Annotated in this window: 1 protein-coding gene; it reads left to right on the forward strand. The window is 46.0% G+C overall.

Going from position 1 to position 3,289, the window contains the following annotated elements; genetic code table 11:
• Positions 1-527: 527 nt before the first annotated feature.
• Positions 528-3,289 (forward strand): hypothetical protein (locus KDK19_RS12510; RefSeq protein ID WP_257292091.1); only part of this gene is annotated, 2,762 nt, incomplete at its 3' end.

Genomic DNA, 3,289 nt, shown 5'->3' on the forward strand with positions numbered 1-3,289 from the left:
AACCGGGCAGACGAAAGGCACAAAGACCAATACGTGCAAGAGTAGACTTTTAATGATTCTATCCTTATTTTTTCTATGGATACGAGCAGTGAGGATAGACGAGAGGATAAGGGGCAAGAAACTAAAACAGAGTGGTTCATAGATTCTTTCATCTACGGCAAACGTGCTGAAATTTTACTGAAACGCCGATGTTTTATTCCTAACAACTGTCGTAAGATTTGGTTTTAGAAAAGCGATGAACTCAGGGATGAGCACAGAACTGTAAATTTGAAACCCGGGGTGACAAAACCATTATAGTTTTTCTAATACCAAAAAAAGCTTTTCGCTAACTCCCTTCATGGCAGGCTGGTCATTGCAGTGCTATACATTCCGGTGCAAATGGTAGAGGTCAGTTAATGAGCCTGTACATTACGCCGGACGTCGTGAAAATGACGAAATATTTCCAATAGCGAATGAGGTCTCGGATGTTGATTTTTTTTAAGCTCGGGTCCAGGAGAGAGCCACAAAAAAACGAAACTGCCCACTCGATGGTCCGATCACTGCTTCTGTTAGTAACCATAATGTATGGGGAGTCGCTGCCCGCTCTGGGATTAGTCGGCTCAAGCCCGGTACCAGCGCATTTCCTCTCTACCAATATGCTGGCTGAACCTGAACAGCCCAACTCTCTGTCAGTTGAATTTATGCAGTTCGCCCTCAGCTTGTTCCAGCTACTACCGAATAAAAGTCCACTTGCGCCTCTCCCATTGCCTCCTCTACCGATTTGGCCAATAAAGCAAAAACACCGCATTGACCTGAAGGCTGTGTTACATGAATACCCGGAGAACCATTGCAAGGCACTGATCGCCTTGGGTGCTGCCGGGGAAGTTGATGACGACGAGCCACCTGACGGAAACAACCGGACTCCTGACCCAGAGCCCCAGCCTGACCTTAACCTCGTTCCTGACCCTGTTCAAAAATGCCTGCAACAAAAAAAACAATTGCTTCGAATCTTGCGAATTAAACGACTATGGTCGATTATAAAAGGCCAAACCATTCTGGCCCGGATAATGTCAGACCGGATCATGGTTATTGAAGCGGATCTACTTGATCTGGAAAGCTCAGACCCTGCCACGATGCATCCGGTTCTGATTCAGGCATTGCTGGCACAGAATGATCACGAACTCAGTGTTTACCGTGAGATCGTTTCTGGCAAATATTCTGGTCGTCAGGCGGATAACGGAGAAAAAGGTCAACCCTCCAGACAGGCCAATGCATCAATGACCGCAACAACAGGTCAGACTGGCCAATCCGGCCAGATGAGTGGAACCGCAGCCCATAACCAGGAAACCGGTTCGACAGGCGGCAGTGGTGATGGAGGCGATGACCCACTGAAACCCTCAGCTGAGCAGGATCAAGAAAATTCGGTTGTTACATGCTCAAGGTGTAACAATGCACTGAATACTCAGGAATTACGTCGTATAGCCGGTGATGCAGCTGCTTCAGTGTTTTTATGCGATAAGTGCCTGTCGGACACTCATGATAATAAAGGAGCTGGACGAACGCCGGAAGAAACAGAGCCTGATTCATCGGAACCTGTTCAGATAGAAAAGAATGGCCTGGATAAAAAGAGAAATACTTTGAAAGTCGTTGCTTCAGGAGCACCAGCGGACAAACTAAGAAAAAGGGCAAAAACTCAAGTTACAGATAACCCACTGGAAAAAGTAAAAGAAAATATCCATTACGAATTAACTGAGCAAGAGCTGGAAAAAGCGAAAACCCTGATGAAGGTATTCGAGAAAAAAAACATCACTGTCAAACACTCTTTTTACAGGCTACTTAGCCATGTAGAAAGAAGGTCTTTTAATGGCTTCTTCCGTAATGCGATCGTATTTTTTGAGCACCTTCATGAAACCGTCGAAAGTACCAGCATACTGACCAACATGCTGGAGAATAGAGAAGAACATATCCTTGATTTTGCCCAACGCAGTCAGGATGAACTCGAATATTTAGCGACTCTGGCTGTATTCTCTTCCTTTGCGTCAATGAATAATGGCAAAAGCTTGCCCAAGCATGAGGAAGTGAAAGCGGTGCTGGGCTGGCGGGAATGGAAAGACAAAGATGGCAAGTTCAATATGAACTTGTTCCTCGCCCTCTCGTCTATGAACCGTGGCAGAGGCATGCTCAAACATAATGAGGTGATAGAGATACTGAGCTGGCCGGAATGGAGAGGCATAGATGGCAAGTTCAGTATTGAGCTGTTCCTTGCCTTCTCGTCTATGAATCATGGCAGAGGCATGCCCAAACATAATGAGGTAATAGAGATACTGAGCTGGCCGGAATGGAGAGGCAAGGATGGCAAGTTCAATAGGAAGTTGTTCAGCGCCCTCTCGTCTATGAATCATGGCAAAGGCATGCCCAAACAGAGTGAGGTGATAAAGGTACTGAGCTGGCCGGAATGGAAAGACAAGTATGGCGAGTTCAATATGGAGCTATTACACTCTTTCTCATTAATGTACTACACCAGACGTATGCCAAAATATGAGGAAGTGAAAGAGGTACTGAACTGGTCTGAATGGAGAGAAAAAAATGGTGAGTTCAGTATGGAGTGCTTCCGCGCCTTTTCTTCCATGAACAATGGTCAAGGCGTGCTCAAATATAAGGCAGTGAAACAAGTGATGGACTGGACAAGTTGCTGGACAGCCCCCAATCACCTACTCCTGCAAATTATGGCCAGGCTCTGGGCATCAGAAGGGCTACCTGCCATTGAGGAACTGCAATACCGGGAAACACAACTGAAAAAGAGCCTGTTTAGAGAATTCACTTCAGAAGACAGCGATTCAGATAATGAAAGAGCTGAAGAAGATGATAAATTCAATCACCAGATAAAAACGGTCGCTCTCTATCTCGCCACCCCTAAGCCGGGCTGGTCACTAAACTGGTCGGTTTTAAAACAATTTCTTGAAATACATGAAAACACTGAAACCGTTCTGATGCTGGAATCATTGATAAAGCTTCTGTCTTCTTATGGGGGAAAGGGCGTCGAGCGCTACCTTCAGACCAGCGAAAAGGATCGGATTTTTTTCTGGCATCATGCGGATAAAACCGTGCCTTTGCCCGTGTTAAATAAGGCAACGGCTTTGTTTTCTTCCGATGAAGACAGGGAGCGTTTTGTCTATTTCGCCAAGCGGCTGAAGTCATTGTCGGATGAGAGCCTCTGGGAACAGTATACAGTCCGGTTGCAACCACTGTCAGGGGTGCTGAGACTCGACTATATGCAAAGGCTCTACCTGGAAATCCTGCAACCCTTAAC

The sequence above is a fragment of the Endozoicomonas sp. ONNA1 genome, assembly GCF_024606325.1.
GTDB lineage: Bacteria > Pseudomonadota > Gammaproteobacteria > Pseudomonadales > Endozoicomonadaceae > Endozoicomonas_A.